Annotated in this window: 26 protein-coding genes and 1 tRNA gene; 9 read left to right on the top strand and 18 right to left on the bottom strand. The window is 48.0% G+C overall.

Features of this window, described 5'->3' with window-relative positions; translation table 11 throughout:
- Nucleotides 1-85: 85 nt before the first annotated feature.
- The gene (locus ACYVFD_RS18370) at nucleotides 86-1,462 is read right to left on the bottom strand and encodes a hypothetical protein (RefSeq protein ID WP_461091864.1); all 1,377 of its coding nucleotides are present in this window, start codon (nucleotides 1,460-1,462) and stop codon (nucleotides 86-88) included.
- A gap of 164 nt (nucleotides 1,463-1,626) precedes the next feature.
- Nucleotides 1,627-2,703: a hypothetical protein gene (locus ACYVFD_RS18375; RefSeq protein ID WP_461091865.1), complete on the bottom strand. Its 1,077-nt coding sequence runs from the start codon at nucleotides 2,701-2,703 to the stop codon at nucleotides 1,627-1,629.
- Between the two features lie 291 nt (nucleotides 2,704-2,994).
- Between ACYVFD_RS18375 and ACYVFD_RS18380 the strand changes: the two genes are divergently transcribed.
- Nucleotides 2,995-3,429, top strand: a complete 435-nt coding sequence (locus tag ACYVFD_RS18380; protein WP_461091866.1) for a DUF3592 domain-containing protein — start codon at nucleotides 2,995-2,997, stop codon at nucleotides 3,427-3,429.
- A gap of 114 nt (nucleotides 3,430-3,543) precedes the next feature.
- Nucleotides 3,544-4,554: an ankyrin repeat domain-containing protein gene (locus ACYVFD_RS18385; protein ID WP_461091867.1), complete on the top strand. Its 1,011-nt coding sequence runs from the start codon at nucleotides 3,544-3,546 to the stop codon at nucleotides 4,552-4,554.
- Here the strand turns inward: ACYVFD_RS18385 and ACYVFD_RS18390 are convergent.
- The 6 genes from ACYVFD_RS18390 to ACYVFD_RS18415 all read right to left on the bottom strand — a co-directional run bounded on the left by ACYVFD_RS18390 (nucleotide 4,551) and on the right by ACYVFD_RS18415 (nucleotide 10,330).
- On the bottom strand, nucleotides 4,551-5,255 hold the full coding sequence (locus ACYVFD_RS18390) for a hypothetical protein (protein WP_461091868.1): 705 nt from the start codon (nucleotides 5,253-5,255) through the stop codon (nucleotides 4,551-4,553). The genes ACYVFD_RS18385 and ACYVFD_RS18390 overlap by 4 nt on opposite strands.
- Before the next feature lie 89 nt (nucleotides 5,256-5,344).
- Nucleotides 5,345-6,631: an adenylosuccinate synthase gene (locus ACYVFD_RS18395; protein ID WP_461091869.1), complete on the bottom strand. Its 1,287-nt coding sequence runs from the start codon at nucleotides 6,629-6,631 to the stop codon at nucleotides 5,345-5,347.
- An 11-nt stretch (nucleotides 6,632-6,642) separates the two neighbouring features.
- Nucleotides 6,643-7,041, bottom strand: coding sequence for an HNH endonuclease (locus tag ACYVFD_RS18400; RefSeq protein ID WP_461091870.1), 399 nt, complete (start codon nucleotides 7,039-7,041; stop codon nucleotides 6,643-6,645).
- On the bottom strand, nucleotides 7,028-7,258 hold the full coding sequence (locus ACYVFD_RS18405) for a hypothetical protein (RefSeq protein ID WP_461091871.1): 231 nt from the start codon (nucleotides 7,256-7,258) through the stop codon (nucleotides 7,028-7,030). Before ACYVFD_RS18405 ends, ACYVFD_RS18400 begins: the two co-directional genes overlap by 14 nt.
- A gap of 169 nt (nucleotides 7,259-7,427) precedes the next feature.
- A complete protein-coding gene (locus ACYVFD_RS18410) occupies nucleotides 7,428-7,937 on the bottom strand; it encodes a Fur family transcriptional regulator (protein ID WP_461091872.1) in 510 nt (169 codons plus the stop codon).
- 122 nt (nucleotides 7,938-8,059) lie between these two features.
- Entirely contained in the window at nucleotides 8,060-10,330 is a 2,271-nt protein-coding gene (locus ACYVFD_RS18415; protein WP_461091873.1) for a RelA/SpoT family protein, read from the bottom strand.
- Between the two features lie 240 nt (nucleotides 10,331-10,570).
- On the opposite strand from ACYVFD_RS18415, the gene ACYVFD_RS18420 reads away from it, so the two are divergent.
- The 3 genes from ACYVFD_RS18420 (at nucleotide 10,571) to ACYVFD_RS18430 (ending at nucleotide 12,884) form a co-directional block, all read left to right on the top strand.
- Nucleotides 10,571-10,652 (top strand) — tRNA-Leu (locus tag ACYVFD_RS18420).
- Nucleotides 10,653-10,757: 105 nt separating this feature from the next.
- Nucleotides 10,758-12,119, top strand: coding sequence for a trigger factor (tig, locus tag ACYVFD_RS18425; protein WP_461091874.1), 1,362 nt, complete (start codon nucleotides 10,758-10,760; stop codon nucleotides 12,117-12,119).
- A 327-nt stretch (nucleotides 12,120-12,446) separates the two neighbouring features.
- Nucleotides 12,447-12,884 carry a hypothetical protein gene (locus tag ACYVFD_RS18430; protein WP_461091876.1) on the top strand — a complete coding sequence of 146 codons (438 nt, stop codon included), beginning with the start codon at nucleotides 12,447-12,449 and terminating at the stop codon, nucleotides 12,882-12,884.
- Between the two features lie 63 nt (nucleotides 12,885-12,947).
- On the opposite strand, the gene ACYVFD_RS18435 is transcribed toward ACYVFD_RS18430, so the two are convergent.
- The 6 genes from ACYVFD_RS18435 to mltG form a co-directional block, all read right to left on the bottom strand.
- Nucleotides 12,948-13,961 (bottom strand): hypothetical protein, encoded by a 1,014-nt coding sequence (locus ACYVFD_RS18435; RefSeq protein WP_461091878.1) that lies wholly within the window; start codon nucleotides 13,959-13,961, stop codon nucleotides 12,948-12,950.
- Between the two features lie 165 nt (nucleotides 13,962-14,126).
- Complete coding sequence (locus tag ACYVFD_RS18440) at nucleotides 14,127-14,747, bottom strand: L-threonylcarbamoyladenylate synthase (RefSeq protein ID WP_461091879.1); 621 nt, start codon at nucleotides 14,745-14,747, stop codon at nucleotides 14,127-14,129.
- 19 nt (nucleotides 14,748-14,766) lie between these two features.
- On the bottom strand, nucleotides 14,767-15,816 hold the full coding sequence (locus tag ACYVFD_RS18445; protein WP_461091881.1) for a glycosyltransferase: 1,050 nt from the start codon (nucleotides 15,814-15,816) through the stop codon (nucleotides 14,767-14,769).
- Between the two features lie 199 nt (nucleotides 15,817-16,015).
- Entirely contained in the window at nucleotides 16,016-16,969 is a 954-nt protein-coding gene (locus tag ACYVFD_RS18450) for a YihY/virulence factor BrkB family protein (RefSeq protein ID WP_461091882.1), read from the bottom strand.
- Between the two features lie 96 nt (nucleotides 16,970-17,065).
- The gene (locus ACYVFD_RS18455; RefSeq protein WP_461091883.1) at nucleotides 17,066-17,479 is read right to left on the bottom strand and encodes an acyl-CoA thioesterase; all 414 of its coding nucleotides are present in this window, start codon (nucleotides 17,477-17,479) and stop codon (nucleotides 17,066-17,068) included.
- A gap of 3 nt (nucleotides 17,480-17,482) precedes the next feature.
- Complete coding sequence (mltG, locus tag ACYVFD_RS18460) at nucleotides 17,483-18,520, bottom strand: endolytic transglycosylase MltG (protein ID WP_461091884.1); 1,038 nt, start codon at nucleotides 18,518-18,520, stop codon at nucleotides 17,483-17,485.
- Between the two features lie 154 nt (nucleotides 18,521-18,674).
- Between mltG and ACYVFD_RS18465 the strand changes: the two genes are divergently transcribed.
- The 3 genes from ACYVFD_RS18465 to ACYVFD_RS18475 all read left to right on the top strand — a co-directional run bounded on the left by ACYVFD_RS18465 (nucleotide 18,675) and on the right by ACYVFD_RS18475 (nucleotide 21,000).
- Nucleotides 18,675-19,172, top strand: coding sequence for a YybH family protein (locus ACYVFD_RS18465; protein ID WP_461091885.1), 498 nt, complete (start codon nucleotides 18,675-18,677; stop codon nucleotides 19,170-19,172).
- A 164-nt stretch (nucleotides 19,173-19,336) separates the two neighbouring features.
- Nucleotides 19,337-20,596, top strand: a complete 1,260-nt coding sequence (locus ACYVFD_RS18470; protein ID WP_461091887.1) for an MFS transporter — start codon at nucleotides 19,337-19,339, stop codon at nucleotides 20,594-20,596.
- Entirely contained in the window at nucleotides 20,596-21,000 is a 405-nt protein-coding gene (locus ACYVFD_RS18475; RefSeq protein WP_461091888.1) for a hypothetical protein, read from the top strand. Before ACYVFD_RS18470 ends, ACYVFD_RS18475 begins: the two co-directional genes overlap by 1 nt.
- 16 nt (nucleotides 21,001-21,016) lie before the next feature.
- On the opposite strand, the gene hslU is transcribed toward ACYVFD_RS18475, so the two are convergent.
- Nucleotides 21,017-22,402: an ATP-dependent protease ATPase subunit HslU gene (gene hslU / locus ACYVFD_RS18480; RefSeq protein WP_461091889.1), complete on the bottom strand. Its 1,386-nt coding sequence runs from the start codon at nucleotides 22,400-22,402 to the stop codon at nucleotides 21,017-21,019.
- 156 nt (nucleotides 22,403-22,558) lie between these two features.
- On the opposite strand from hslU, the gene ACYVFD_RS18485 reads away from it, so the two are divergent.
- Complete coding sequence (locus ACYVFD_RS18485) at nucleotides 22,559-24,442, top strand: beta-N-acetylhexosaminidase (RefSeq protein ID WP_461091890.1); 1,884 nt, start codon at nucleotides 22,559-22,561, stop codon at nucleotides 24,440-24,442.
- Nucleotides 24,443-24,500: 58 nt separating this feature from the next.
- On the opposite strand, the gene ACYVFD_RS18490 is transcribed toward ACYVFD_RS18485, so the two are convergent.
- The 3 genes from ACYVFD_RS18490 to porQ form a co-directional block, all read right to left on the bottom strand.
- Nucleotides 24,501-25,154 (bottom strand): alpha/beta fold hydrolase, encoded by a 654-nt coding sequence (locus tag ACYVFD_RS18490; protein WP_461091891.1) that lies wholly within the window; start codon nucleotides 25,152-25,154, stop codon nucleotides 24,501-24,503.
- Nucleotides 25,155-25,195: 41 nt separating this feature from the next.
- Nucleotides 25,196-25,756 (bottom strand): Uma2 family endonuclease, encoded by a 561-nt coding sequence (locus ACYVFD_RS18495; RefSeq protein ID WP_461091892.1) that lies wholly within the window; start codon nucleotides 25,754-25,756, stop codon nucleotides 25,196-25,198.
- Between the two features lie 86 nt (nucleotides 25,757-25,842).
- Nucleotides 25,843-26,874, bottom strand: coding sequence for a type IX secretion system protein PorQ (porQ, locus tag ACYVFD_RS18500; RefSeq protein ID WP_461091893.1), 1,032 nt, complete (start codon nucleotides 26,872-26,874; stop codon nucleotides 25,843-25,845).
- Nucleotides 26,875-26,917: the final 43 nt, after the last annotated feature.

Consider the following 26,917-nt stretch of genomic DNA (forward strand, 5'->3'; position numbering starts at 1 on the left):
ACCTAATTTAACTAGCTTTTATGCTTCACCCCAACCCCTTCAAGATTAACACAGAAGAGAGGTTGTGATGAAGCACAAAAGCTAGTTAAAGATTCTCGTCCGAAAGGAATTTTCGAATGGTCTGGTACGGTCGCATACCATTGGTTTTGCCATTTGTTCCATTAGCGGGCTGATTCCCGTTGATTCGGGGTTCTTCAACCCGCTTACGGCTACCGTTTTGAAGCGTAAGCATTTCTTTACGTAACTGCTGTTGCTCTTCTTCGGTCAGTCCCGTGCGCGTAGCTTCGCCCTGCCCATAGCCGTCGTTGAAATTGCTGATTCGACTGTCGGTTTGAGCTAGTTTGAGTTCGGCCAGAAGTTCGGCCAGTTCGGCGTTCAGTGTCTGCCGTTGGGCTTTCAGCTCGGTAAGCGAGGGGAGCAGCTCCAAATTATGCTGAAGTACATTCTGCTGTGTCCGTTGCTCGGCTAACTGGGCATCTAAAGGGGCCAACTCATTTGTCACCCGTTTTATCCGCCGTCGTAGCTTCCAGAGCTTAATATCGGCCTGCAACCATCGAAACCAGAACGCCGACAGAACCGGCAGGGCAATACCCAAACAGACAGCCCCTGCTATGGCGAACAGAATGCCACTCAGGACAAACGACAACAACGCCCAGGGACTATTGACCAGCGCCAGATTCAACTCACTCGACTCATTCAGTTGTTTCTCGATCTGATGCATGGCCGATGGACTGAGCGACTGAGTAGCGGCCGTCGGATCGGGGTTCACCTGCAACTGCCGAATCGATTTGTTGATGGCGGCTTTGAGCTGATCGGTTCGATAGGCTTCATACCGGAACCAGCCCAGCACGGCCAGTGTCAGTACGGCGAATACGGCCAGAGCCATCTTAAATCGGCTGTATTTACGCTCATTTTGCTCTGGGTTTTCCTGGTAGGGCTTTTCAATCAGACGGTCGTAGGCAGGCTTCAGCAGAATCGATACCATCGCCAACCCGACAGCAAAGGCCCAGGCTTCGTTCGTATTACGAATGTTGAGCGCGTAGGCAACAATTTCGTGGGAGATGATCAAATCGCCCGCCAGGAAGGAAATACCTGCAATCAGAAACAGAATTCCGGCCAGCAGCGAGTAATCGGGAGCGGCTTTGGTACGCCGTTCACGTAAGGCTTCGCGGTCGGCTTCGAGCGCCTGCCGATCAGCTTCGCGCTGTTTCACCTGTTTATCCAACCGTTCTACCTGCAACGTATGGTTTTGCAGTTCGGCAAAGGCCGTACGGTTTGCTTCGGTGGTTTCAGCCAGTCGTTGCTCGGTATTGGCCAGTTCGGTACGCTTTTCCTGAATGCGCTCCGTTAGCCAATCGGTGTTAATCTGGCTCGATAAATATCCTTCGTATGTTTCCCGATTTACGCCCTCAACACCGCTTGTATACCCATGTTGAAAGTCGGGATTATTCGTTGGCTCCATAATTAATGATGAATGATAAATTATGAATGATGCATTTTGCAATTCAGATAAAGAAAACCAGAATGAAGAGCCATTGATTTATAGCGTTTTACATTGATGCGTAATCAACTATAACAATTCACTGAATTGGGATTCTATCTGGTTAAGTAGATTTTTATCATCTATCATTCATAATTAATAATTCGGCTTCGCTGTTGTTCGGAGAGCCGATCCCGAAGGCTGCGGGCCAGTTCAAACTCGCTTATAAATAGATGAACAAAGCCATCGCGCTGAGTGTTCAAACGAGTCAGATTAGTTTCGACATGATTCAGAGTTGTCACGATTGGCCACTTCTGCATCCGAAAGGCGTCGATCTCCTGCGTAAGCCGTTCAATATCGGCCTCCCAGACGGCTATATTTTGCGCTTTTTGGATAGCTAACTGACGATTTTGCTGAATAACCGAGAGATCGGTCTGGATGGCTGATAACGTGTTCAGTAGCAGTTTGCCCGCCAGTAAAAACAGGAAAAAAACAAAGATGAACAAGCCGACAGACTTGTTCAAAGACTGGCTTTGAAGCGCTTGTATAAAGATGAAAACGGAGGTTGCCAGGGGTAGGCCAACCTCTTCCAGAAGCCGACGAACCGTTAGCCTAGTACCTGTTTCGTAGAAAAATGAGGTACGACCTGCCAGGTTGAACATACCCGCCAGAAATACACCAATGGTAATCCAACGATTGACAAAGGCAGGGCGCAGTGTTTCGTCGATTAGGTAGTAATTTCCGACGCACAGAGCCAGAGAAAGTACCAGGCTAAAGCAGTTTCGAAACAGGTTATTGGGGATCGGCTGTTTGTTCCGTAATGTATCGAGCTGGTCGCGAAGAGCCGTTAGACGGTTTTCGCGTTGTTCGATGAACAGGTTGAGTTCGCCGATTTTTTCGGTGTACTGCTCAACGGCTTCTTCCAGCGGAGCCGTCAATTGCCCAAAATAAGCCCGAATCTGAGCGAGTTTACTGTCTGGTCGCGCATCCGACAGGCCGAACAGGACCCCTTCGTCGCGTAAACTTTCTTCGTCGGCCAGCCAGTGGGGCAGGGGATCGGCCGGAACTGGTACTGCCGGAATCGAGTAAGCAGGGGACTCGTTGAGCGGTTCCTTGTTAATCGGACTTAAAACGGGTGCTGGTACCAGCGAAGCGGGAGGGAGCGTCGCAGGAATGAGCGTATTACGGGAAAAAAAAGACTGAAATCGTTGAAAAAGCGTCATTATCGAAGCCGGGCAATCGGATAGGCTGGCCGGATCAGGTTGTTAAACAGAAAACGGCTGTAAATACGGAAATAGTACCGTATGAATGCAAATCATTCTGGACAGACGGAGAATTAATTTCATCAGAAGCCGTAACCTGGCATTGCTTTCAATGAAGTGTTTTCTGTGAACTGTTAGCTCAAAGCCACCAGTTGTTGACTGTCTCTGGACTTAATCTGCGTTTTCAACCAGTTTCGTAGTGTAGAATACCCATACGGTTTCCGCATGTCGTATGCTCTGGTTGTACAACTCATGAAACTCCCCGTGGCTGATCTGTTAATTTCCCTCTTTTTTCTAATCGGCTTGCTGCTGATTAGTATCGCCGTTTACCTCTATTATGATCATCAACAATTGATCAAAAAGGGTATCATGACCAAAGGGATTGTGATTGGTATGCATCGGATGAAGCCGCGCGAATATCCAGTCGCCCCTTCCATTCGCTACCACACACAGGATGGCCGTGAGCTGGTGTTTCATAGTTCGGAAGGGCGTAATCCACCTGCTTATTCCATTGGTGAAGAGGTGACTCTATATTACGATACAGCAAAACCTGAGAGGGTTCAGTTGGCAGGTGATTACTTGATGGTGTATGTATTTTCAGGAATAGGGGCTGTATTTCTGCTACTATCTGTCTGGTCAATTGGGGAGTCGTTTGGGGCTATCTGGAAATGGCTGGTAGCTGGCTAACCGCGAATCAGGATTTATTGGCGTTAACCAGTTATCCGTCTGCTTAGAAGAAAACATATGGAATCCATAGGGTCAAAACAAGCCATAAAGCTCACTGAAACGAAACGCACAGCTATGCTGAAATACATTACGGTTATCAATTGGATTGCTATCGCGATTCTAGGGATTCTGGTCATCGGCTCGTTGCTTTCTCCGACGAAGGGGGGCGAAGCGGCTGGGCGAGGTATCGGTGAGGCTTTTGAACTACTAGCCCGTATCGTGCTGGGTGTTTTACTGGTACTTAATCTGATTCCCTTTGCCTGGGCAAAATACGTGGCTTTTTCCATGATCATGCTGCCCTTTGCGATCATGTTGCTGAATAACGTAGGTTCTGGACTGAAAAAAGTTGTTAACGCAATTACCTATTCACAATCCGACTACGATGGCTCAAAGTATTTTTCGGACCCTACACTTAAGAAATTACTGGCTGCCAGTTTCGATCAGGATGTCGATAAAGTAGCAACGCTGTTGCAGGAACCCGTGCCACAAATCAATGATCTGGATACGGAGGGTGAACAAAACATACTTGATTATATAGCGACGCACTATAGCCAATATTCGAATGATTGGGAAAAAACAAAGCAGATAATGGAGCTTCTACTGCAAGCCGGGGCAACGATCAATAGTACAAACCCAGCTCGTGTATCGACCCATGCCGCATCGGTCTGGAACGCTACTCCTGACATGCTAAAGTTCTTTCTTGATCACGGAGCCGACCCGAATGCTATTGGCAGCAATGGGGTTCCCATCCTTTATGAAGCCATTCGTTCAGGAGGTGAAGATTCGATCGATAAAGTTCGGCTCCTCCTGGATCGCGGGGCCGATTGTATGATGGTAGGTACTTACGACAGAAATACAAAAGACTATACACCCTTGCTTTTTGCATCTGCCTTTGGCTATTGGGATACCTGTCTCTTACTGATTCAGCGGGGAGCCAATACGCAGTATGCATCGCCGGATGGGACGACCATCCAGACTTACATTGATTTTTTTGAAGACCATTATAAAGGGGCCGATGACCTCCGGCCAGCCGAATTCGATCAGGTCAAAGCTGTTGTAAAAAAATTGAAGCGACTGAGCCGTTAGCGCAAAAATACCCGTTGCAGAGCTGTCCAAAGACGTTTTTTGAGGTTCTGGTCGGCTTCGATAGTCGGTAACGAATCGGCCATCAGGAACGTAATACCCTCGAAGCGAACGGGCGAATAGCGGTCCATCATAATGTCGAGATTAATTCGCTCGAAGGGTACGCCAAAGGTGATAAAGTGATTGATGTATTTACCCCGCAGCAACTCCGCAAAGTTCAGGTCTTTTACGCCGTGCAGATTCAGCAGATCAACCCCTTCAATATTCAGATTAACGGCTTTCAGAATTTTTTCCAGAAACAGCAGATTACTGGGGTCCAGTTCTTCATCGGCCAGGAGCAGCACCTTATGATTCAACAGGGGCACCTGTGGCTTTTGCTGAACAGGAGGAACCACTGGGGGGACTTTAGGGCGCGGGGCAGGATCCGGCAAAACCTCCGGCATTTGTGCTATTGGTTCCGTTGGAAATCTGACGGGTTCTTCGGCTGGTTGCAACTCTTCAATAACTACCTGTTCTACCCTTACGGATTTTCCACTCGTTGCCAGAACATCCAGTTCGGCCAGTAAATCGACTTCTACCAGGGTAGCGTCTGGATTGTCAGCAACCACTACCTCAGCCGGTCTGGATGGCTCCCACAATTCATCGGCCAGTCGATATAACTGGTCAGTTTGATAGAAGGTCCGGTAAAAATCGGTTACTGACATGGCGCAGAATGGACAGATAGATTATTGCTATAATCCCGGCAGGGAGTTTTGTGAATCGCCTTGCCGGGATCATAAACGTAGAGAGTACCTTAAGCAATTACAGCCTGCCGGTGAATGATCGCTTCCCGATCAGGGCTGGTTGATATGAAATTGATGGGTAAGCCCAGTGTGTCTTCCAGGAAATAAACGTAGTCGGCCAGCGCTTCGGGCACGTCGCTAAAGGAACGAATATTGGTCAAGTCAGTCTGCCAGCCTTTAAATGCTTTGTAAACGGGCGTTACATCTGTGTCGCAAAGATCGTAGGGCAGTTGCTCCGTGGTGGTACCGTCGGGCAGTTGATAGTGGGTACAAACCTTGATCTCGTCGAAAATATTCAGCACGTCGACTTTCATCATGACCAATTGCGTCACGCCGTTAATCATAATGGCATACTTGAGCGCAGGCAGATCGAGCCAGCCAGTCCGGCGAGGGCGTCCTGTTGTCGCGCCAAACTCGCGCCCTTCCTGACGAATGCGTTCGCCGGTTTCGTCCGAGAGTTCGGTTGGAAACGGACCACTACCGACGCGGGTGCAATAGGCCTTGAAGATTCCGTATACTTCACCGATCTGGCCGGGAGCCACGCCAAGGCCTGTGCAGGCTCCTGCCGTCATGGTGCTGGACGAGGTTACGAATGGATACGAACCGAAGTCAATATCGAGCAGTGAGCCCTGAGCGCCTTCGGCCAGTACTTTTTTGCCTTCCGCCAACGCTTCGTTTACTGTATATTCACTATCAGTAAGTTTGAACTGCTTCATGAACTCCACGGCACCGAAAAATTCCTCTTCAGCCTGGGGGAGTACAGCCGCATAGTCGAAGTTATTCTGGTCCAGAATGATTTTATGAATAGCTACCAGCTTGTCGTATTTAGCCCGAAAATTAGGCGATTGAATGTCCCCAACCCGTAAACCCTGACGGGCCACTTTGTCCTGATACGTGGGGCCAATACCGCGTAAGGTCGATCCAATTTTTGACTCACCTTTGGCTTGTTCATAGGCAGCGTCCAGCAGCCGGTGCGTGGGCAGAATGATAGAAGCCTTCCGGGAAATCTGTAAGTTCTGGGTTAAGGCCAGGTTATATTTTGCCAGCCCATCGATTTCTTTTTTGAAGACAATAGGGTCGAGCACCACGCCATTGCCAATGATATTGAGAATGTCGTCGCGGAAGATACCCGACGGAATCTGGTGCAATACGTGCTTCAGGCCGTTAAATTCAAGCGTATGTCCGGCGTTAGGTCCACCCTGAAATCGGGCAACCACCTGATATTTTGGGGCCAGTACGTCTACAATTTTGCCCTTTCCTTCGTCGCCCCACTGGAGGCCTAATAAAACATCGATCATTGTTTAGTAATTTAAAAAATGCCCCGATCTGGTAGTCGTATTTTGTCGTTAAATCGAAAGATGGTAACGGTAACTTTTCCGATCCCAGTGAGCGGCTCAATAAATCCACTGACTAATCTAAAGTGTTCAGCCCAGATGTCGGTTCTAGGGTTAAAAAAACGGACAATTTGCTGATCATCCCAATCGATAGAGGCAATATCCGTTCCTTTATTTCGATTACAATCGGGGCAGGCATATGCCAAATTATGTTCGTCATTGGAGCCGTTATGTTTACGGCTTATAATATGGTCTACTTCGAAGCCAATAAATGAGTTGTCGTCTTGAGCTAGGCAATACTCGCAGTAGTAAGAGGCTCGCTGGGCGACACGTTTACGAACGGTAGCGGTGATAGGGATATTATTGGTGGGCATGCTGTTTCACTTTGGCTTTTGCCAACCGCATAATATGCTCTACATTCATAAAGTCGTTGATCAGGTCCGTTTCTTCCCGTGTAGTTGTTCCACTTTTTTCCTTTTCCAATAAACTATAAAAGTGGTCATGCATCTCTTCCGAAGCTCTAAACTGGAGGATTGCCTCTGGTTTTACATGGGTGAGAATAAAATCTACTAACGTTTCGTATGGATTCATAACCAAGCTCCAGGTAGCTTTATTGTTACTAATTAGACAGTTATCGTAAATCGCTCGAAACGTAAACTTTCACACTTCGGTTTATTGGCATTCCGTTAATCAAACCGTTTAGGTCTCCTCCTATGGGAATTAACGGATACCAGCGATTCACATTTCCCGTATTCAGCATTTATTCTTCTACAGGTACCTGAACGCCCTGAGCGTCTTTTTCGGCTTCCTGACGATTTTCGCAAAAGTCGCGGGTACAGGAACCGTAAAAAATCAGCGAGTGGTGCATGACGTTAAATTTCAGCATATCACCCACCATATTCTGTATATTCTGAACGCGTGGGTCACAAAACTCCATGACCTTATGGCAGTCCGTACAGATCAGATGGTCGTGCTGGCGATACCCATACGATTTTTCGTACTGGGCCAGGTTTCGACCAAATTGATGTTTCGTCACTAAGTCGCAGTCAACCAGTACGTCCAGGGTATTGTAAACCGTAGCCCGGCTCACCCGGTATTTCTTGTTTTTCATCGAGATGTATAACTCGTCCACGTCGAAGTGGTCTTGCCGGTTGTAAATCTCTTCGAGTATAGCGAAGCGCTCAGGGGTTTTTCGCAGGCCTTTCCGTTCGAGGTAAGCCCGAAAAATCGACTGAGCCGCGTCTAAATTAGATTGATTCGGCGCAGGCATATCCGGTTCCGATTAGTTTAAGGTGCAAAGGTAGAGGTTTATCGTTCTAGGTTTCAAGTTTCAGGTTCAAAGTTTCAATAGGTGGAAGACGTCTGAAACGTTAAACCTGAAACCTGAAATCGCTAGGAGTCGAAGCGAATGACCTCAAACACACCCGGTACCCGCTCTAGTTTGCGCATCAGGGTTTCGAGGTGTTCGGTATCATGGACGTAAAGTTTGATGTTCCCTTCAAAGATGCCATCCTTCGAGTCGATGGCTACCGAGCGCATGTTGATGTGCAACTCATTACTGATCACTCGGGTTACGTCGTTGATCAGCCCCACCCGGTCGGTTCCTGTAATGCGTAACCCCGCCAGGAAGGCCAGTTCTTTCTGGGATGTCCACTTCGCCTTGATGATCCGGTTGCCGTGGTTCGACATCAGTTCGACGGCGTTGGGACAAGTGACCCGGTGAATTTTTATCCCTTCATTGATAGTTACAAAACCGAACACATCGTCGCCAGAAATCGGATTGCAGCATTTGGCCAGCGTGTAATCGATCCGGTCCATGTCTTCGCCAATGAGCAGCATGTCGGCATCGGCTCGTTCGCCGTGGATCTTCTTCAGTTCCTTAACGAATGCTTTGGCATCGGGTAGCGCGTCGGTATTCAGTTTATTGGTCCGATTTTCTTTGGCTTCCTTATCGGCTTTGAATTTCTTCAGCTCCGCCACATCGATGTGCCCTTTGCCAACCCGATAGAAGAAATCATCGGATGTTTTTGAGCCAAAATAGGCTCGTAACTGGTTAATGACCTCATTAGTCATGTCCACCTTTAATAAGCGGAGTTTCTTACTGACCATATCCCGGCCATCCGTCACGTAGCGCTTATTTTCTTCCTTGATTAAATCCTTAATCTTGGTTTTGGCTTTGGAGGTAACCACAAACCGCAGCCAGTCTTCATTGGGCTTCTGTCGGTTGGAGGTAATCACTTCTACCTGGTCGCCATTTTGCAGGACATAACTCAGCGGAACAAGGGTATTATTGACCTTGGCTGCCATACAGCGAGCCCCAATCTGGGTATGAATACTGAAGGCAAAATCGAGGGCCGTAGCTCCACGTTGCAATACCTGTAATTCGCCTTTGGGGGTAAACACAAAAACCTCTTCGCTGTACAGATTACTTCTGAAGTCGTCGACGAACTCGATAGCCGCTTTTTTCCCATCACTACCTGCCGATTCGATCATGTCGCGTACCTGACTGATCCAGGCTTCGATCCCTGCTCCGGTTTGAGTGTCGTTGCCTTTATATTTCCAGTGGGCTGCGTAGCCTTTCTCGGCAATTTCGTTCATCCGCTCGGTACGAATCTGCACCTCTACCCACTGTCCCTGCTTGCTCATCACGGTCGTATGCAGCGACTCATAGCCGTTGGCGCGGGGGGTGCTAATCCAGTCTTTTAGCCGGTCGGGATTGGGTTTGTAGTGGTCAGTAACGATCGAATACGCTCGCCAGCAGGCTGCTTTTTCTTCATCCTGCGGTACGTTAAGAATAATACGAACCGCAAATAGATCGTATATTTCTTCGAACGGCTTTTTAGACTTACTCAGTTTGTTCCAGATCGAATAGATGGACTTGGGCCGGCCTTTAACCACGTATTTAAGCCCTGTTTCGGCCAGATCTTTCTCGATCGGTTCGATGAAACGACCAATAAACCGATCACGGGCCAGACGGGTTTCGCGTAATTTTCGGGCAATATCTTTATAGGCTTCCGGTTCAACGTGCTTCAGATACAGGTCTTCCAGCTCTGATTTGATCGTGTACAGCCCCAGTCGGTGGGCGAGGGGGGCGTAGATATAGATTGTTTCGGACGCAATTTTCAATTGCTTATCGCGGGGCATAGAGTCCAGCGTGCGCATGTTGTGCAGTCGGTCGGCCAGCTTGATTAGAATGACCCGAACGTCATCGGACAACGTCAGGAGCATTTTCCGGAAATTCTCGGCCTGCTGCGACGTACCATATTCAAAATAGCCCGAAATCTTGGTCAGGCCATCGATGATACGGGCCACCTTGGGGCCAAACGCCCGGTCGATGTCGGCAATGGTGGTATCGGTATCTTCAACAACATCGTGGAGAAGGGCGGCTACAATACTGGTAGTTCCTAGTCCAATTTCTTCAACGGCAATCTGGGCTACGGCCAGCGGATGGTATATATAGGGCTCTCCTGATCGCCTACGCATATTCTTATGCGCTTCGGCGGAAGTATTGAACGCCTTCTTTATCAGCTTGGCGTCGTCGCCTTTGAGCATGGGTTTTGCGGCACGCAACAATCGACGATAACGTTTCAGGATTTCCTGTCGTTCCAGCTCCAGATCGATAACTGGCTCCGCGCTGGGTCGATGCTCGATAGCGTTTGTCATAAATGGCTTTGTTGTGGGTAATGGCCTTTAGGTTGTACTCGTACTACCAAGATAACAAAATATTCCTCGAAAAACGAGCCAGTGTTAACTAAAAATAAAACCTTCTGCCAATGCATTTGATCTATTGATTTTTTTTACTACCTTTGCAGTCCCAAAAACAATGCATAATGGGAATGCATACTGAATAATGACTGCGATTTACGTATTTGTTATTCAGTAAACATTATCCATTAACTACCTGCGGGCGTGGCGAAATTGGTAGACGTGCCAGACTTAGGATCTGGTGCCGCAAGGTGTGTGGGTTCGAGTCCCTCCGCCCGTACAATAAAAGCGAAAGAATGAAAGAGTGAAAGAGCGTTTGTCTGTAAATGACTCACTCTTTCTGACTTTCACTCTTTCGCTCTTTTATTTTTAAACCGATATACCCGTGGATATTACGCTCGAAAAAGCCAGCGATACCAACGCTTCGCTCAAGATTACGCTAACCCCTGCTGACTATAAACCAGAAGTCGATAAAAAACTGAAAGACTACGGTCGGAAAGTTCAACTCAAAGGATTCCGTCCTGGACACGTACCGGCTTCGCTCGTACAGAAAATGTATGGCAAGAGCATTCTGGTGGATGAAATCAACTCGATGCTGAGCAAAACCGTTAGCCAGTATATCCGTGACAATAAATTACAGGTAGTTGGCGACCCTATTCCGAATCGGGACGAGGCTGATGCCATCGATTGGGACAACCAGACGGATTTTGCGTTTAGCTACACGCTGGGGCTGGCTTCGGAGTTTGATATTGATTTCAATGACCTGCCGAGTGTCAACCAATACGAAATTCAGGCTGGTGAGGCTGAAATCAATTCGACGATTGCCGACTTGCAACAGCGTTTCCACACCCATGCACATGGTGAAGAAGTGGGTGATGGCGACACCATTTACGGTGAACTGAAACAAGTATCTGCCTCTGAAGGGGCTACGGAATTCTCGGCCAAAACCGCGTTCCCAATGGCTAAAATGGCTGAGGATGCTAAAGGGCAGTTTGTCGGTAAGAAAAAAGGAGACATAGTAACGTTTGTAATGGAGCAGGCTTTCCCGGATGAGAAAGCACGTGCCAACGCAACGGGCGCTAAAGTCGATGAAGTAGCTAACCTGACCGGCGAATTTACCTTCGAAATCGACGATATTACCCGCCATGAACCCGCTGAGTTGAATCAGGAGTTTTTTGATAAAGTTCTGGGTGCCAATGCCGTATCAGACGAAGAACAGTTCCGGGCCAAAGTAGCCGAAATCATTCGGAGCAATTATGGACGTGAGGCTACTCAGTTGCTGCGTCTGGACATTGAGAAAACACTGCTCGACAATACACCGATCCTGCTGCCCGACGAGTTCCTGAAAAACTGGTTGATGGAAGTAAACGAAGGAAAGTTCACCCCAGAGCAGATTGACGAGCAGTATGACGATTTCACTAAATCGGTGAAACTGCAACTCATCAAGAATAAAATTGCCGATAAAGCTGATATCAAAGTTGATTTCGAGGAAGTGATGGAAGCGACCCGTCAAATGGTGCGCGAGCAATTTGGCTTTGCCAGTTCGGACGATGAGGAGATGAACCAAACCATCGACCGCATTGCCCGCAACTACCTGATGGATGAGAAAAATAACGGTCAGAACTACACCAATACCTTCAACCGGGTGTACGATGACAAAGTGATCGACTACGCCAAAACCCAACTGACCCTGACTACTCAGGACATCACGGTTGATGAGTTTAAGGCACTGGTTGAAAATCGCTAGTAGATTTGAAATATCTCTTTTAGAAGCGTCCCGGCCAATGGCTGGGACGCTTTTTTGTTGAAGCTGTTTTTAACTTTCCTTGAAAAGCAATTTTTGTCATTCCGACCGGGACACGTAGTCGCAGGGAGGAATCTCAAAAACGCTCATTTTAAACTTATTTTCAAAAGTTTATACAGTCTGATTGGTATAGTTTGAATAAGCGTTTTCGGGAAGTTGTATTTCAGTGCTAGATAAAAACTAGAAATATAGTTTTATTGTGCCAGCCCTATACCAATTAGTACACTTAATGCGTTTTTGGGGATATGTTCCACTTAAAATACTGGACGGATGCGCACTTTATGCTTTTTTACATCTGTATGGCTTATTCTTAATGCTGGGGTATCGTTGGCACAGTCGATAGCTCAGGAGCCAGACTATACCGTAATAATAACCGCTGACGGTAGACCTGTTGACCTGAAAAAAGGAATTTCGACCACTACACAAACGATTCAATTACAGGGGAGTCTTACAAAGGAAAGTAGGCAACTGTTCCCTCAGCTAAAATCAGATGTTCTAATCGAGCAGGTAATTATCAGTTTAGTACGAGGAACACGGCGCGTTGATTATTTAAACTGGACAGGCGTTGAATCGTTAGCGCGACTATCCAAACAGGCCCAAGCAGGTGATCGGTATGTGATGCAATTTGAAGAGGTGAGTACGCAAACCAGACAAGGCACTTCAACTAAATTATCGAACAACCTAATTTACGCCGTCCCCCTGTATTGATTTTTTCTCAACAGAAAAGGCTGCCCAGTCGAGCAGCCTTTTCTGTTGATGGAGCTATTGATCTTATTGATACTGAATATACATCGGCTTTGGCGTCAGGGCCAACACTTCTTCGGGTGTCATGATGCGCGAACCGGGCTTGCGGAAGTCATTATCATAAAACAGCTTGAAACCTGTGTACTGAACCGGCTCTTTCTGAATATAATCGTGGTAGGAGTCTTTTTTCAGCACGGGAGGGCCCCAGCCATCCATATCCATCACGATCTGCACATTGGGATCCAGTTTGATGTTCTTATAATTCTTGATCATCCCCTGTGTGAAGCGGTGAACGACCAGTACTTTGGGAGGCAGGTTGTTTTCCTTCACGACTTTGCTCAGAAACTGAACAGCCTGGTTTACATCGGCGGCATCGTAGCTGCCAATTTTTGTACCGGGTTTATGACCCGTTACCATCGAAAACTCAGGATCGATGCCCAGGTGAACGAAGGGGAGCTTCAGGTACTTTTTCAGGTACTCCATTTCGCCACCCAGCGGAGCATGGCCACGTTGAATATCCAGGAATACGATGGATTTGTGCTCGTTCCCCCATTTGATGACTTTCTTAATGGTTTTGTCCGACATCCGAAGCCGATAGCCACCATCTTTACCCGGAGCACCCTGAGCGGAGATCGCTACCAGGTGTAGAGCAGGTTGTATGGGCGTTGCCGGATCGGCCTTTTGCCAGTTCGCAATTTCCTTGTCGAGCCGCTGGAGCATTTCATCTTTTTCATACTTACCCAATATTCCCATTTTTTTGGAATGTGGGTTACCGTAGTAAGCGAAAATGCGTTTGCCAGGTAGAATGGCTCCGGTGGGAGCATAGGTTAGCGAGTCGAGTGTAGAATCGCCCGTGCTGACGCCACTACGGGTTGAGGCCACCGGTTCGGGCGCTGGCGTTTTCGACGAATCGGCAACGGGCTTAGCAGAGGCTTCGGCGGTAAGTTTTCCAGTGTGTGATGACTCTTCTTTCGACGAAGAGGTACAATTGGTAAGGGAATAAAGAGCCAGCAGAGAGAGCGCGGCCAAGGAAAAGCGCATACTGTGAAATGATTTTGACAATGGTTTTTTAACTAGATGGGCAACCCCCTGGCGTAATCAGTATTCACCCTGTTTTTGGATTGGAGCAATAACCTTGCCGACAACGCGCGAACGCTGTAGTAGAATCAACCCTACAGTGCAAGTATAATGGCTATTTGTAACTTTTCAAAGCGCTAATTCGCCTAAGCCTTGCCGTACAATAGAAAAATCATCGTTCGTAGCATCCACAATTGTCGAAGGAATGTTGCCCCCATAGCCTCCATCAATAACAATATCCACCTGATGCTGGAATTTTTCAAAGATCAATTCAGGGTCGGTTGAATATTCAATAATTTCGTCTTCGTCACGAATAGAGGTGGTGATTATCGGATTGCCCAGTTCATGAACAATCTGGCGGGGAATGTCGTTGTCCGGAACACGAATACCTACCGTTTTTTTGTTGGTATTCAGTAATTTAGGTACTTGATTGGTTGCCTGAAGGATAAATGTGTATGGACCGGGCAGCAAACTCTTCATCAATTTAAAGGCCTGATTACTTACCCGGGCGTAATCGGCAATGTGGCTCAGATCGTAGCAAATAAACGAAAAGTCGTTCTTGGTAGGTTTGATGCCTTTAATGCGTGCTACTCGCTCAACGGCCCGCGCGTTATGGATGTCGCACCCCATTCCGTAGATGGTGTCGGTTGGGTAAATAATGACGGCTCCATCACGCAACGCATTCACAATATGCGCAATCCGGCGGGGATCAGGATTTTTCGGATAAAGCTTAATAAATTCGCAAGACATGGGAAAGTGGATTAGCTAACTACTTACTATTAACCACAAACCACCTAAACGGGTTTCGCCTTCTTTCACGATACAGACGGTAAACGCAGTTGATCGGTAGATGCATATGCGAGAGGCCAACTATACATCGGGTAAGCAAGTCTGGCTTTGTAATCTGGTTCAGCAGGCTACTAAATTGTAGAGCTAGCGTAAATTGTTCTGCGTAAAAGGCTTTTCGGATAAAGGTACTGAGTCGGCTAGCTAAGGCGTCGAACTCAGCCGGGGTTTGGCACAAGTCAAACGCTTTCAGGCAGACAACCAGCGTAGAAGGTAATAACTCGTTGTGGCGTTGTATGATTTGCCTTGACAACGAATGGGGCAATTGTCGTTTCAGCGTCAATACCTCATCGAGATAAGCATACTGATACAATCTTGCTGAACGAACCCAAAAATCAAAATCTTCATAACTGAGCGCTTCGGCGTAACCGCCCAACCTATCAAGCACAGCACGGCGAATCAGCATTGTCGGTGTGCAGATGAAATAACTGGACAAAACAGCCTCAAACACATCACCAGTTGGTATCGAACGGGGCGTATGTCCTTTGCCATCGATTGGATAATGAGTACCCATTTGTTTGCCGGTTGCATCGATGAACGCTGCGTTGGAAAACACCACGCCGTAGGAATCGGGCAATTGCTCGAATAAGGCCACCTGTTTGGCAATCCGATCCGGCAACAGCACATCATCAGCCGAAAGATCGATAATATAACTTCCTTTTGCATGGCTTAACCCCTGATTGAAGGCTCGATTCAGGCCCAGATTCGTTGTGTTTCTGATAAATCGCGCAGAAGGGTGTTGCTCAATGAATAAATTTATTTGTTCAACGGAGCCGTCTGTACTTCCATTATCAATAATGATCAGTTCAATAGAAGGATACGTTTGATCGACAACGGATTGCAGGGCATGCCAAACGTAATCCAGATGATTATAGCAGGTGCAAATGACCGTTACGCAGGCGGATGTATGACCGCAATATAAATTTTTTTGCAATGAATTGGTTAGTGCGGAAGTGGTTGGCAATGAGCGCATAACCTATAGACGATCTTAGTTGTCATCGGTCATTAACTCGTTTAGCAACGCTATTAATCCGTTTATTTCAGAGGCAGTGGAAAATTGGCACGCTTTTCGCCCTTTCCTTACCCGAACACGTGACAACCCCGTGCCAATTTTGGTGCCAGGAAAGCGCGTGTGCTTTTACATTTATGGGTTAGGTTTTACAAACGTCACCTCAAGTGTTCGAGGTGGCGTTTGTTGTTTTAGCGGCTACACTCGGGTGCTTATCACCTTCGAGATTATAGAGCGCCACATTCATTTCAAACCCTAAAATGAGCACCAGCGAAATCAGGTTGATCCAGATCATTAGCGCGATCAGCGTACCGATCGACCCATACACTTTGTTGTATGACCCAAAATTGGCAACATAGAAGGAAAAGCCGAGCGTAATCAGAACGATAAGTACCGACGCGGTAACAGCCCCTGGCATAATAAATATCCACTTCATGTTGACGTTCGGACCGAATCGGTAGATCATCGAGATCGCGCCCATAAACACGGCAAACACGACCAGGTACCGCCCAATAGTGAGCAAATTCACAAAAATGACGTTGTTGAAGAAGCCAAAATGGAGCAGATAGTCGCTCACAATACCGCCAATAATCAGAACGACCACCGCTAAAATCAGCGCAAAGGCCAACGTAAACGTTAATCCGATAGCTATGGCGCGAATTTTGAGGAAGCTACGTCGCTCAGCCGAATGATAGGATGAGTTGAACGCCTGCATCAGGGCAACTAAGCCACTGGTAGCCGAATACAGCGCCAGGAAGAAGCCTAACGACAACACCCCACTTCGAGGTCGATTGATAATATCTCGTATGGTTGTATCGACTGTGCTGAACGTATCGCCCGGTAAAACCCCTTGCAGAAACCCCATAACTTGCTCTTCAAGATCCGGGATCGGGATGTAGGGTATTAGCGTAAAAAAGAAAATGATCGTTGGAAAAACGGCCAGAATAAGGCTGTACGATACGGATGCGGCACGTTCGCTGGTGTCATTATCAACGATCTGTGCCGCCATCCGTTTCAAAAACGAATACCAGGTGCTTTTAGAGTTGAACGGATGATGATCGAGTAGCCAAGCTCGAACCCCTTTCAACGCCTTAAAACCCAATAGCTTGTCGAACATAGCGTAAAAGTCGTTAGTCAGCAGCCGATAGTCAATAGCGTCCAGCGGATTATACCCGATATGGCTGACTACAAGTTAGTTACTACTGATTGACAACTATTGTTCAAAGAAAGGTTTAGTAGCCTCGACTAACTCGGGGGGCGCTGCACACGGGCGACCTGTATCCGAACGTACAAAAACGAGCGTTGTCTGGCCTGTATTTAATAGTTGCCCATCCTGATTGAAAATCTCGTAATTGAACATCAACCGGGTTTTGGGCATTTGTGGAATGGTCACCCGAATGGTCAGCAGATCATCGTATTTGGCTGGTCGAATAAAGCGCGAATTCAGGTCGTAGACGGGCATCGAAATGCCGTCTTCTTCCATTTTTTTGTATGTAAGCCCAAGGAAACGAAGTGCTTCAACGCGTCCGATTTCGTAATAACGGGCGTAATTGCCATAATATACAATGCCCATCTGATCGGTGTCGTAATAACGCACCCGGATATTCGTAATGTCGTGGGTAATCATAGGTTATTTCATAATCTTCATGCGGGTGAGGGCCTGTTGATACAGGCGGGCGTTGGCCAGGTGTTCTGCCATCGTTTTCGAGAAGGTGTGATACCCATTGAATCGGGCATCGACCACAAAATAGAGGTAGTCGTGTTGCTCGGCATTTAGCACAGCATCGATGGTAGCAGGCGCAGGCAGGTTGATCGGTCCGGGAGGTAATCCGGTATGCCGATAGGTGTTGTAGGGCGAATCGATGGTGAGCTGCTTATTGAGTAACCGACGGATGGTAAAATCGCGCAGGGCAAAAATGACCGTTGGGTCGGCTTCGAGCTTCATGCCTTTTTTCAAGCGATTCAGGTACACACCAGCCACACGGGGTTGTTCATCGCGTTTGTTGGTTTCGGCCGCTACGATCGAAGCCAGTACCTGTACCTGCGTTTGGGTCATACCCAACGCTTTGGCTTTCTCCTGGCGTTCGGGTGTCCAGAATTTCTTGTATTCGGAGCCCATCCGTTCCAGCAGCGCTTCGGGTTTGATGGTCCAGAACATTTCGTAGGTGTTGGGCAAAAACATGCAGACGATGGTCGTGGTGTCGAACCCGTATTTATCACAGGTGGCCGGATCGTTCAGGAGCTTGCCCAGTGCTTCGGAGCCAAATTCGAATTTGCTGCCTAATCGCTGAATCAGGTCCGATTTCTGCCGCATGCTATTGAACGTGACGGGCATAGCATCCTGATTACCACTGCGGAGTTTAACCAGCGCGTCGCGGTTGCCCATGTTCGGCTTTATTTCGTACCGGCCTTCCTTAACCAATTCGGGGTATTTCATCAATTTGGCCAGGAACCGGAACGAGGTTTCGTCGTTGATCACCTTATGGGTTTTGAGCGTGTCCATGACCGACTCAAACGTGGAGCCGCGCGGAATCAGAAGGGCAAAGGTTTTGTCGTTGTCTCTAACCTGTAAGTTTGGGCTTTTGAAAACTTGCCAGAAGTAAAACGTGAACGTCGTCAGCAGGATAGAAACGGTAAGGAAAATCCCAATTTTTAAATTACGAGACATGGTCGAGAGCAATAATGAACAATGAATAATGATAAATGGATAATGAATTAGGCTATATAGTGCTGGTTTTTGGCACTACAATTGTACATTGTTCATTATGCATTATACAGTCAATGGATGCCGCAAATTTAGCCAAAATAGCTACCTACCCATAATGAAGTACGTATTATCTCTTCTCGTGATGATGACCTGGCTAACCTCGTGCCGGACGAGTGCCGATAGCCCGCGAGCCATGAATCCGGCAGCCGCCAAACGACAAGTGGCCATCGATGAGATTCGGGAAGCTGACCAGAATTTCAGTCAATTGTCTGAAAGACAGGGCATGGCTAAAGCCTTTACAACCTATGCTGCCGATGAGGTGATTAAGCTCAACGATGGAGCGGCTCCGACGGTCGGCTTCGATTCGCTACGGGCGCAAATGAGTCGTATGCCTGTAGATGGGAGCGTGCTGACCTGGCAGGTTCTCAAAGCCGATGCCTCGCAGGCAGGCGATCTGGGCTATACGTTCGGTCAATGGATGCTGACCCGACGAGAGGAGTCTGGCAAGAAGAAAACGCAGTTTGGGGTTTATGTGACCGTCTGGAAACGCCAGCGTAACGGCCAGTGGCGGTTTGTTGTCGATGGAGGAAACAGTACGCCCGAACCGAAATGAATTGGTTGATTGGTTAATTAGTTTATTGGTTGGCTGGTTCATTGGGGGCAGGGTACCACTGCAACCAACTAGCCAACTAATGAACCAATAAACCAATTAACCAGTCAACCAATCAGCCGTTTAGAAAAAGAATCGTAAATTTGAGCGAACCAACTCAACTCGTTTTGACTGTTCGTTCATTATCTACCTCCCAAACGTCGCGAGGTTCCTCGCTGTATACGCTCTCGTTCTGGTTACTGTCGGTCAGTAACTTCCTGTTCTCAGCCAGTTTTTCGATGATGATTCCCGAGCTACCGGCTTACCTGGCGAAGCTGGGCGGGAAGGAGTATGTCGGATTGATCATTGCGCTGTTTACCTTAACCGCTGGTGTGTCAAGACCATTTAGTGGCAAACTGACTGATACGATTGGTCGGGTGCCGGTGATGGCCTTTGGGTCGGTCGTATGCTTTGTCTGCGGACTGCTGTATCCCTATCTGCTAACTGTGTGGGGCTTTTTGACACTTCGGTTGATTCACGGCTTTTCGACGGGGACCAAGCCAACGGCTACTTCGGCGTATGTGGCCGATGTGGTTCCGGCCAATCGTCGGGGCGAAGCCATGGGGATGCTGGGACTATTTACCGCGATGGGCATGTCGCTTGGGCCCGCCATCGGAAGTTGGCTGGCTACTGATTTTTCGATGAATATCATGTTCTGGACATCATCGGCTTTTGCCCTGCTTTCCATTGGTATTCTATTGCGTATGCCCGAAACCCTGGCGACAACGCAACGCTTTCGGTTTGGTCTGCTTCGACTGAAAAAAGATGAGATTTTTGACAGACAGGCTATTCCGCCGTTTCTGGTTCTGTTGCTGCAATCGTTTTCCTCAGGTGCCGTACTCACGGTGATTTCTACCTTGAGCGGTTCTTTAGGCATTACGAATAAAGGCTTGTTTTTTACGGTCTACACGGTGGCTTCACTAGCCGTTCGAATTTTGTTTAGCAAGTCGTCGGATCGCTATGGTCGAATCCCCGTGCTGTTTATTTCGACGATTATCCTGGCCATTTCGATGGCTTTGCTGGTGATGGTCGATTCGCCGGTACTGTTCTGGACAGCCGCTATTTTCTACGGGATGTCGTGGGGCATGAACTCGCCTACCGTGCAAGCCTGGACGGCGGATCTGAGTGACGAGCACACACGTGGGCGAGCAATGGCTACTATGTACATCGCCCTTGAAGCGGGCATCGGCCTTGGGGCAGTAGGAGCGGGCTGGCTGCTCAATCATGTAATAGGTGAATCAGGTGTCGATGCCGCATTTGCCGTATCGGGTGTGATGGCGTTGATTGCCGTTGGCTACCTGGGATGGTTATGGCAAAAAGATCAGAGAAAGAGCCATCATCGTATGGATGAGGCCGACGAAGTAGCGTTGCTGGACGGTGAACCCTGATGAACGAGATCGAACCAAAAATACGCCCACTGGTCGACGCGCTGAATCGAACGGGTATTGTCCGGACGTTTTCCAGTTGCGAAGGGCACTTTTCACCCAACGAACAAACAATTGTTGACCGGAACCATGCCTACGTACGCTTTGTACCCGCTGAGAACAGATCAACACTTGAGGTCGAAGAGCTGCTGGCGTATATACTGTCCCGATTTAAGCACCAACATGGCCTGATCCCGATTAAACTGGCAGGCTATAAACTCTATACACCCATCGATGACGAACAGGTTGAGGAAACCTTTGTGCTCGAACTTCACCCCTTCAATCGCTTCGATCCACCTGACCGTAAACGAGCTGACGTGGATCGGGCGATTGAGCAGGTAGTTCGTAGCGTGAACAAGAGGCTATAACGCCAGTCCGGCAACATTAGAGAATAAACTGACTCAGGTCCCGGTTTTTGACCAGACCATTCAGTTTTTGACTAACCAGTTCTTTCGTAACCACAACTTTCGCATTGGCACCGATCACATCGGGAATGTCGAACATGAAATCGTTCATAAGGTGGCTCAGGACGGTTTGTAATCGACGGGCACCGATATTCTCAACCTCGCTGTTGACTTCGAAAGCAATGCGGGCCAGTTCGCGCAGGGCGTCGTCCTGGAAACCAAGCTCCACCTCTTCAGCCGCCAGCATCGCTTCATACTGTTTGGTCAGAGCATTTTTGGGCTCCTTCAGAATCTGGTAGAAATCATCTTCCGACAGGCTTTGCAACTCGACACGAATCGGAAAGCGGCCCTGTAACTCAGGAATCAGATCGCTGGGTTTGGCCACGTGGAAAGCACCGGCCGCAATGAACAGAATATGATCGGTATGAATAACACCGTACTTGGTATTCACCGCACTCCCTTCTACAATCGGTAGCAGATCGCGTTGCACCCCTTCGCGGCTGACATCAGGGCCACCACCGCCGTTACCGGAACGAGCCGAAGCTACTTTGTCGATTTCGTCGATGAAAATAATACCGGCATCTTCAGCTTTTCGGATGGCTTCTTCTTTCACCTCGTCCATGTCGATGAGTTTGGCGGCCTCTTCTTCCAGCAGGATTTTGCGGGCTTCGGCAATGCTTACTTTGCGTTTTTTACCGCGTTTGGGCATCATATTGCCAATCATCTCCTGGATATTCATCATCGATAAATCATCGACGGTACCGCCCATGACACCAATGTTGGGCGTCTGACTTTGTTGCACGTCGATGTCGATTTTGCGGTCGTCCATTTCGCCCGAGCGGATCTTCTCACGGAAACGTTCACGGGTTCGCTCATTGAGTTCGGCGTCGGGGTCTTTAGGGGTATTTTCGAACCCTAGCTGGCCGTTGGCTGGTTTGACAGGCGGAATCAGAATGTCCAGAATGGTTTCTTCAACCTGTTGCTGGGCTTTCACCTGCACGGCTTCTTTCTTGGCCGCCCGCACCATATTGATGGATTGTTCGACCAGATCGCGCACCATACTTTCGACATCGCGGCCCACATAACCGACTTCGGTAAATTTGGATGCTTCGACTTTAATAAAGGGCGCATCCGCGATTTTAGCCAGCCGACGGGCAATCTCGGTTTTTCCGACACCCGTAGCGCCAATCATCAGGATATTATTGGGCGTGATTTCACGCTGCATATCCGCGCTGCTATTCATTCGACGCCAACGGTTACGCAGGGCAATGGCCACGTTACGTTTGGCATCGTGCTGGCCAATAATGTATTGATCAAGTTCGGCAACAATCTGCCGGGGAGTAAGGTCTTTCAGCGAGTGGGTCATTGACAAAAACAAAAGCGGAATACTAATAGCGCTTTTTCTAGAAACACAGGAATTTTAAAATTGTGCCAATGCTACGGAAAAAATAGGAGTTTAAGTAACCATGATTAAAAACTTCGACTAACTGGCTTTCTCCTGAAATCATTAATCAGTTTTCGCATGAATTTCTGTCGGATTCTCTTTTTAGCGTTTTGTATTACCGCAGCTTACGGGCAAACTCCTATTCATTTAATTCCCCAACCGGTTAGCGTACAGCCTCAAACCGGTTTGTTTACCCTGGCGAAATCAACGTCAGTAGAGTATAATCAACCTGAAGCGAAGGCCGTTGCTGACATGCTTAGCCAGCGATTGAACGGCCCAACGGGCTTTGCCTTGTCGGCAAAACAGGGAAAAGCGGGTAAAATTCAACTGAACCTGAACGCTACGCCCAATACCCAGCTTGGCGCTGAAGGTTATATGCTTGATGCGTCGCCGAAAGGGGTTGTCATTACAGCCAATCGTCCGGCAGGACTATTCTATGGAATGCAAACCCTGACACAGTTATTGCCGAAAGAAATTGAAAGTAAAACCGCTGTTACCAAAACCTGGTCGCTACCTGCGGTTAAGGTTACGGATTACCCACGGTTTGGCTGGCGGGGTATTATGCTCGATGTAAGCCGTAATTTCTTCACAAAAGACGAGGTCAAACAATACATCGACCAGCTGGCTAAGCTGAAATTCAACACGCTCCACTGGCATCTGACCGACGACAATGGCTGGCGAATTGAGATTAAATCACTGCCTAAACTAACGCAGGTAGGTGCCTGGCGGGTAGCACGGGCGGGACATTTCGGTGATCGGGCGGAACCCAAACCCGGCGAACCAACTCCCGTTGGTGGCTTTTATTCGCAGGACGACATACGGGAAATAGTGGCTTATGCACAGGCTCGTAACGTGACCATTGTTCCTGAAATTGATGTGCCCGGTCATAGCATGGCGGCTCTGGCAGCTTATCCTGAATTGAGTTGTACCAAACAGCAGGTGAGTGTAAATCCTGGTACGGCGTTTTCGGAGTGGTATGGCAACGGAACCTTTAAGATGAAGGTAGAGAACACATTGAATCCGTCCGATGAGAACGTATATGCGTTTCTGGATAAGGTCTTTACCGAAGTGGCCACGCTCTTCCCTAATCCGTACATTCACGTTGGGGGTGATGAGTGTTACAAAGGGTATTGGGCCAATGATCCCGGCTGTCAGGCGTTGATGAAACAATTGAATATCCGGCACGTAGAAGATTTGCAGGGCTATTTCATGAGTCGGGTTGAAAAAATTCTGACCGCCAAAGGCAAAAAACTGCTGGGCTGGGACGAAATTCTGGAAGGCGGTATTTCGCCGGGCGCAACTGTCATGAGCTGGCGGGGGATCAAAGGCGGTATCGAAGCGGCACAGGCGGGCCATAATGTGGTCATGACGCCATCTACCTTTGCTTATCTGGATTACACACAGGGTGACCCATCTGTCGATCCGCCGATTTACGCTAGTCTGCGTATGCAAAAAAGCTATAGCTTCGATCCGGTACCCGATGGCGTCGATGCCAAGTACATTCTGGGTGGACAGGGTAACCTTTGGACGGAACAAATACCAACCTTGCGGTATGCCGAATACATGACTTATCCACGAGGCTGGGCGCTGTCGGAAGTGTTCTGGTCACCGAAAGAGGTAAAGAACTGGGCCAATTTTGTGGAGCGGACCGAAGCCCACTTCGACCGGGCCGATGTGGCCCAGGTCAACTACTCGCGGGCTATTTACGACGCCATCGTGCGGACGAGTATGAAAGACGGTAAGCTCCGGCTTGAGCTCGCCAGCGAAGCCCCTGGCCTCGATATCTACTACACCATCGATGATACCATGCCCGACCAGTTTTCCAATAAATACACCCAACCCATCGACCTGCCCGATGGTCCAATCAACTTACGTGTTGTCACCTATCGTGCAGGAAAACCGATTGGACACCTGATTACCCTGACACGGGATGCTCTGCAACGGCGCATCGGACGGTTTTGAGTGAAAAAGATATAGCTTGCGGCTTCACTTAGGTATTAGTATATGGCCACCCAATTGACTAACTTGATTTTGTTAATTGGGTGGCCAAGACATTTGAAATTATATCACTCTGGGCGTAAACCATCAAATGGCCACCATCTGGCACTATTACAGTTGGTCTGGTGAATCGAATAGGTAGTATTCTGTCTCGGGTGCCGTGTATCTGGATTAGTTCAGTTGGTCTGATAGAATTTCTCCAACTTAGAATCGCGCGAAGCGCCCATTTGATAAAGCGTTTATCAGTATCCTTCAGGATTTGCTTCAATAATTGTTTTGTGAACAAATCCGTTGCGCCAAAAATCCAGTAGGTAAGTGGGGTTGCTAATGTTAAAAATGAAGCTGGTATAAGGCGGTCGATGGATATGCTACCCAAGAATATATAGTACCAGGGGAGTTGATTAGTGGTAGAAATACTTGATATAAGAATAGTTTTTTGTGATTTGACCAGCTTACTGATTTCTGTAGCGATCATTCCACCAAAAGAAACTCCGATTAAATAAAAGGGCTGTGTGGTATCAATTGCATCACTCATTCTACGTGCATAAGCAGGTAACGACTCATCAAGATGTGGAGCAAGCCAATCTAAGTAGACTGGCTTTAGAAACCCCGGTAAGACTAACTTCTGGAAAATTCGCTTATCAGCTCCAAGTCCGCTGATGAAATAAACGTTCAAAATGATTTCAGAACGAAAAGTCGATAGTTGGACTAATAAAATCAAAAAACTCCCTCATACACATTACTCACTTGCATGGAAATGCCAAGCGAACGGAGTGTAAATGAATCAGTGAGGTCGGTGTAGAAAGCATATTCCCATTTGGTGCCGGTACGCTGGTACACTTCGACCAGTGGCTCTTCCTGAGAGACAATCAAATAGCCTTCTATAGAGGACATAGCGATGTACTCGTGAAATTTTTGGTCGTGATCGACGCCAGAAGAGTTTTCGGAGGTTAACTCAACCGTGAGGATGGCTTTATGTGCGAAATGTGTATCATCAGTATCGTCTACAGGAACGACCATAATGTCGGGGTCGCGGTATTTTCTACCGGGTATGGTGCGAAGTTTGACATCGTGGTTATATACCTTAAATGGCTTTCCTTTTAATGCTAGTCGTAAAGCTAAATAAATGTTTCCGCCAATTTCATTGGCTTTTTTGGATTCTCCAGGCATCTCAACTAAGATTCCATCTACAAACTCGTGCTTTACCTCGGAGGTCTTTTCCAACTCTAGGTATTCGTCTACGGTATAGATACGTTTTTGAATTTCTTCCGCGATCATATTGAGTTGCTCTGGTTGTTCAGTGGATGAAAAATAAGGAGTTTATGCCAGAAAATGAAACTACTTATTTCATTTATGTCCTTTGTTTACTTCATCAGTCGTGCCAGGTCGATGCGGAGGGATAGTTGACTAGTACCTGCGGTAGGAACGGAGGAAAAATGGCCATACGTTAGCTGGAAGCTTTTGGCCTGCACCGAAATGCCAAACGAAAAGCCTACGCCTGCACCACCCGTCGTAAGTTTGCCTTCCTGCTGTTTCTGATGATTGTAGCCAACCAGCAGGTGCACATTCCGATGAACCAGGAGTTCGGCTCCGACACTCAGGTGACGGGCTATCTTTTCCGTGACGCTCGTAGTTTGTGGGATCGGATTACCGCTCAGGTCGTAGCGTACGTTCAGATTGGGGTCGTTGTAGCTAATATCAAAGCGTTGTAGATGATGAGCGGTCAGGGTGAGCCGGATAGGAGCGTGTTCGGGTTTCAGGGTGACGCCAGCTTGCAAATCGAAGGGTAAATCGGCATCCAGCGTACCGTAATTTTTAACCAGATAACCGAAGTTTTTAGCTACCATTCCGAAGGCCAGATCTTTTTTCGGATGCCGCCAAACAGCTCCCAGATCAGCCAGAATCCCAAAGGCAGAATACATTTCGATGCTGGACCCAACGGCTTTTAGCGTAGCGCCGAACGTGAAATTCCCCTCAGTACGGGCATGGGTGAGACTCAGGGCGTAATCATTGGCCGTAAAGGTGCCTAGTGTATTACCAACTGGGTCGGTTAGCGCAAACTGCCCATAACTGAGGTATTGTAAGCCTACCGCCCATTTTCCCTGCGACTGAATCGGAAGGCCGTACTGAAGCGTGTAATATTTGGCCGCTGCCAGATACGGCATCAAACTGATGGCCAGTTGATTCGCTGGTAGTGAATCGGCCAGGGCGGGATTGTTCAGATAATACGAACCATCAGGACTTATGGCCGTAGCTACTTGTCCACCTAGTGCCGCCACGCGCGCGTGAGTAGGTAAATCTAGGAACGAAAAGACACGGTGTCCGCCGATGGGTTGAGCAACTGCCCAAATGGGTAGAAGCCCGATCAGTAGTAAAAAAGTAAATCGGTTTTTCAAGCGGAGTTGGTCGCAGTTTATTGCAAAGAAACGCCAATTTCAG

The sequence above is a fragment of the Spirosoma gilvum genome, assembly GCF_054776815.1.